Source organism: Bacillus sp. C30, from assembly GCF_040838255.1.
In the GTDB taxonomy this organism is placed as follows: Bacteria; Bacillota; Bacilli; order Bacillales; family Bacillaceae_G; genus Bacillus_A; species Bacillus_A mycoides.
Window position 1 is genome coordinate 1 of sequence record NZ_JBFPJH010000234.1, and the last position, 5,255, is coordinate 5,255.

Here is a 5,255-nt window from a genome sequence, read left to right on the forward strand (position 1 = left end):
TATATATAAAGTTTCTATATACAGGAGTTGAGACAGCATGAGCATGAAGTTAGTCATTCTCGGCTTGTTACTCGAAGGAGATAAACATCCCTATGAAGTGCAGCACATAATGAAAGAAAGACAAATGGATTGTTATATTAAATATGCCAAGGGATCGCTATACTACGCCTTCGAGCAATTAGAAAAACAAGGTGCGATTAGCATTACCAATATTGTTAGAGATACGAATAGACCAGATAAAACAATCTTCCATATAACAGGGGAAGGAAAAGCCCTTTTCCACACCTTATTATTAAAACAATTTGAAGCGAAAAACCAAATATATAAACCTATTTATTCAGCGCTCTCTTTCGCTCACTTTAGCGACGAACAAGCTCTAGTTCCTATTTTGAAAAAAAAGAGAGATGATACAATGCTCTATTTACATACAATGCAAACGATATACGATCATAATAAACAACTAGTTCCTCGTGCTCAACTATATATTCTACAAAGCGTCATTGAGCATATTAATGTTGAATTACGTTGGCTAAACACGCTCTTACAAGATGCAACTGCAGGTCGTCTTTCAGAAATAGGTGTAGATAATGATTAAGTTTTTCTAAAAGAGGTGCCTCCTCTTTTAGAAAAACTTAACACTATAATTATTCCTCGCAACTCAAAACACCCTCATTTTAATAATAAATAAACATCAAAAAACTTAATTTTCCGAATAAAAAGAAATAAAAAACTTTAGAATTTTCTTATTTTAAAACAGTGGACAAAATTCCGAAAATTGTGTTAGAATTTGTTTCAATATCATATCGCTTGTTAAATTCCTTTCAAAAGGAAAATAGGTACACGAATATTTCACTTCGTGTTTAAAAGGGAAGTTTGGTGAAACTCCAACACGGTCCCGCCACTGTAAATGCTGAGATTTCTTTTTTGTGCCACTGTGAAAGCGGGAAGGTGAAAGAAATTATATGAAGCATAAGTCAGGATACCTGCCTATTTTAACAACACTGATAGACTCACGGATGATGATGAGGTGTTAAGAACAAAAAGGAAGGCTTATTTTTCTATGCCTTTATGCTTTTTGTTATAGGTATTTCCGAGTAAACGGAAATGCTTACTTTCAATTAGGGAGGAATTTAAAATGGCAATTCAAACAAGTAACTTAGGTTATCCACGTATCGGACTACAACGAGAGTGGAAAAAAACATTGGAAGCTTTTTGGTCCAATAAAATTGATGAAGAACAATTTTTAACGACAATGAAAGAAATTCGCCTTCAACACGTCAAAGTACAGCAAGAAAAGGGAATTGAATTAATTCCAGTTGGCGATTTTACATATTATGACCACGTTCTGGATACGGCCTATATGTTAGGATTCATCCCGTCACGTTTTTCAGAGTTTACCTCTTACCTTGATGTATATTTTGCAATGGCACGCGGCTCTAAAGATCACGTTGCTTCTGAAATGACAAAATGGTTTAACACAAACTATCATTACATTGTTCCTGAATATGAAGAAGGATTACAAATCTCTTTAAAAGACAATCGTCCTCTTCGTTTATATGAAGAAGCGAAAAAAGAGTTAGGCGTTGATGGAAAACCAGTTATTTTAGGCCCTTATACATTCCTAAAACTAGCAAAAGGTTATAACGAAGAGCAATTTGCCACTATTTTAAAAGAGCTAGTTGCACCTTATGTACAATTATTCTCTGAATTACACGCAGCTGGAGCACAAATTATTCAAGTTGACGAACCAATCTTCGCATCTTTAACAAAAGATGAAATTAATCAAGCGAAAGAACTTTACGAAGCTATTCATAAAGAGGTTCCAAATGCGAATCTTCTTCTACAAACATATTTTGATAGTGTAGAAGAGAACTATGAAGAAATTATTGCATTCCCTGTTTCTGGTATTGGATTAGACTTTGTTCATGGCAAAGAAGGTAATGTAAATGCTATTTCAAAATACGGATTCCCAGCTGATAAAATTTTAGCTATCGGTTGTATAGATGGCCGTAACATTTGGAGAGCTGATCTTGATGATGTACTTTCTTTATTTACAACATTACAAAATCAAATCACAGCAAAAGGTTTAATTGTTCAACCTTCTTGTAGCTTATTGCATACTCCAATTGATAAAACGGAAGAAACGCACTTAACAAGTGAATTATTTGATGCACTTGCATTTGCTAATCAAAAATTAGAAGAACTAGTCCTTATCCATTCTGCTCTTACTAAAGGTGTAGAAAGCATCAGTAGCGATTTAACAACATATCGTAATGCACATCATGCAATCCGCTCATCAGCTGCACGTAATCGTGAAGATGTAAAAGTGGCACGTACATCACTTAAAGAAGATGATTTCTCACGTCCTCTTCCATTCGAAAAACGATATGATCTACAGCAAGTAGCTTTACAATTACCGTTGTTACCAACAACAACTATTGGTAGCTTCCCGCAAACATCTGAAGTTCGTCAAACACGTAAACAGTGGCGTAACGGCGATATTACAAATGAACAATATAATCAATTCATTGAAAAAGAAACTGCAAAGTGGATTCGTTACCAAGAAGATATTGGTCTTGATGTACTAGTACATGGTGAATTCGAAAGAACTGACATGGTGGAATATTTTGGAGAAAGACTTGCTGGTTTCTCCTTTACTAAAAACGGATGGGTACAATCATACGGTTCTCGTTGCGTAAAACCACCTGTTATTTATGGTGATGTTGCCTTTATAAGTGGAATGACTATTAAAGAAACTGTATATGCACAAAGCTTAACAGAGAAAGTAGTAAAAGGTATGCTAACTGGACCTGTCACTATTTTAAATTGGTCATTCGTTCGAAATGATATTTCAAGAAAAGAAGTATCATATCAAATTGCATTAGCACTTCGTCATGAAATTGAATTACTTGAATCTTCCGGAATTAGAGTAATCCAAGTCGATGAACCTGCACTTCGTGAAGGTATGCCGTTAAAAGAAAAAGATTGGGATGCATACATTACATGGGCAGTTCAATCATTCCTTTTAGCAACATCTTCTGTAGAAAATGAAACACAAATTCATACTCATATGTGTTATAGTAACTTCGAAGATATTGTAGATGCAATTCGAGCGTTAGATGCAGATGTTATTTCTATCGAAACATCAAGAAGTCATGGAGAATTTATTAATACATTAAAGCATACAACATATGAAAAAGGAATTGGTCTAGGGGTATATGATATTCATAGCCCACGTGTCCCAAGTAAAGATGAAATGTTCACAATCGTAGAACAATCTTTACAAGTATGTGACCCTAAATATTTCTGGATTAATCCAGACTGTGGTTTAAAAACACGAAGAACTGAGGAAGTCATACCTGCTTTAGAGCACATGGTTCAGGCGGCAAAAGACGCTCGTTCTCTCCTAAAAACAAACGCATAATAAAAAACGTGTTATCCTTCAAAAAGGATAACACGTTTTTTTATTCTACACTCTCAAAATAGAAGTCGTATTGTACTTTATACAATTCATCGTCTGATGGCTCTTCAAGAGGAGTTGCCTGCAAGACTATCATATATTCCCCGTTCGGAATAGGAATATGATATTTATTAGAAAGAATACTTGTTATATATACTTCTTCATTCTTCACTGTGAAAGGAACTGATATCGTTCTAACCACTTCTTCTTTCTCAATATGATTTCCACAAGTAACTTCCACTTCACAAGTATAGTCAGAGATTGCTTCAAAAATAATAGCTCCATCCACCTCAGCATAGCCTCTTTCAAAATCTTCAGGAGTCCAATCTACATAAGGCTGCTGACCATCATAGTTCATTATCATTAATTGCGAATATGAAATTGTTAATTCCATAACTATCCCTCTCCTCCACTATGAAATGTATGCCAATTACTATTTCACTTCAAATTTCACACGCGTACCATCTGGATATTTGTCTAGCTTATTCCCTACCCAAGAACCTGCACCGCGGTTATCTGCTGGACTTATATATTCAATATGAGCTCCTTTCCCGCCTTCCTTACACATCGCCATCGGCCATTCATCACGATCATAACCTTTCTTCGTCGGATATGGCGCTAACGATAATTTCCTTCTATCCGCTGCACCATTACGATCAATTGTACACATTTCCGAATGTCCTTCTTTTATAGCATCCGTTATATGTTTCCCGGTCTCTGGATATCGCTCTTTCGGGAACTCTAGAATTTGATCATACGTAGTTGTTTTTTTAGTACTTGTCTCCTCTGGCACAAGTACTTCATATACTGCTACCAAAAGAGAAAGAATTGCAATAATTGAAATGATAATACCTTTAAATTGCTTCATGTGTACCTCCGTGTTCCTACCAATTTCTTTTCCTCAGTTATTATAACAAACTTCTTCTATGTATGTTTTCAGACATTATTTTAGCTCTTCCTCTCCATTCCGCCAAAAACATTCATTTTTCTTCATCTTTTCACTAATGCTGTAGAAAACTAATAACCTTCCGACATTCTTTTTCAAAGGAAGTCCTCATAAAAGGTTGAAATGATATATACGATACTTTTTGGGGAGGAACTATCATGGAAGCTATTTATAAAACGAAAGATGTTACAAATAAAACAGGTATCCCAAAACATATAGTCCGAAAATATAGCCAACTCTTAGAGGAACACGGTTATATCATTTCAAAAACAGCTGATGCTCGTATTTATAAATTGGATGATTTAAAACTATTGAAATCTATACATGAAAGAGCTGCTACATTACAAGAGGACATTTCAGAAACAATACCTATTATTTTAAAAGAAAAAGAGGCCCCACCTGTACCTGTTATTCAAGATAAACAAGAAGTGCAACCAAAAGAAGATGGGCGTAACTTTGAGGAGTTCATGCTAAAGCTTGAAATGCTTGCTCAATTAAATGAAGCAATTATTCATCAAAACTCTACTCTCATTACACAAAATCGTTTAAAAGACGAGAAATTAGATGAACTAATGCAACAAGTTTATGTAAAAGAAGGCTCACAAGAAAAAATGTTACAAGATCTAGTTGTTCACGCCGCTCAAACAGATGCACTCCAAAAAGAAAAGATGGACTTATTAATGAATCATATGTATAAGCGAGAATCCAAACAAGAAGAAAAAATGAATAAACTTGTCAATCAAATTTACAATAAAGATAGCAACCGTGATACACAACTTATGCAAGTTATTCGCGAAATTCAAGAAACAAAAAGATTAGTCGCCGCCTCAAAAGAGCAAAGCTTCTTTC

The 5,255-nt window shown here is 34.9% G+C and carries 5 protein-coding genes and 1 riboswitch; of the genes, 3 read left to right on the top strand and 2 right to left on the bottom strand.

The annotated features are described in order from the left end of the window. The first annotated feature begins 37 nt into the window (after window positions 1–37). Both AB3X49_RS17190 and metE read left to right on the top strand, forming a co-directional pair. Window positions 38–595: a PadR family transcriptional regulator gene (locus AB3X49_RS17190; RefSeq protein WP_060749077.1), complete on the top strand. Its 558-nt coding sequence runs from the start codon at window positions 38–40 to the stop codon at window positions 593–595. A gap of 222 nt (window positions 596–817) precedes the next feature. Next, window positions 818–1,005, top strand: a riboswitch (cobalamin riboswitch). A 130-nt stretch (window positions 1,006–1,135) separates the two neighbouring features. After that, window positions 1,136–3,424, top strand: coding sequence for a 5-methyltetrahydropteroyltriglutamate--homocysteine S-methyltransferase (gene metE, locus AB3X49_RS17195; protein ID WP_367963601.1), 2,289 nt, complete (start codon window positions 1,136–1,138; stop codon window positions 3,422–3,424). A 40-nt stretch (window positions 3,425–3,464) separates the two neighbouring features. Here metE and comJ read toward each other — a convergent pair whose 3' ends face one another. Together comJ and nucA are read right to left on the bottom strand one after the other, a co-directional pair. Continuing rightward, the gene (gene comJ, locus AB3X49_RS17200) at window positions 3,465–3,854 is read right to left on the bottom strand and encodes a competence protein ComJ (RefSeq protein WP_002088359.1); all 390 of its coding nucleotides are present in this window, start codon (window positions 3,852–3,854) and stop codon (window positions 3,465–3,467) included. Between the two features lie 39 nt (window positions 3,855–3,893). Further along, the gene (nucA, locus tag AB3X49_RS17205) at window positions 3,894–4,328 is read right to left on the bottom strand and encodes a DNA-entry nuclease (RefSeq protein WP_002014817.1); all 435 of its coding nucleotides are present in this window, start codon (window positions 4,326–4,328) and stop codon (window positions 3,894–3,896) included. Between the two features lie 236 nt (window positions 4,329–4,564). Between nucA and AB3X49_RS17210 the strand changes: the two genes are divergently transcribed. Then, window positions 4,565–5,255, top strand: a 691-nt coding sequence (locus AB3X49_RS17210; RefSeq protein WP_367963603.1) for a DUF3967 domain-containing protein, incomplete at its 3' end; no start/stop codon positions are given.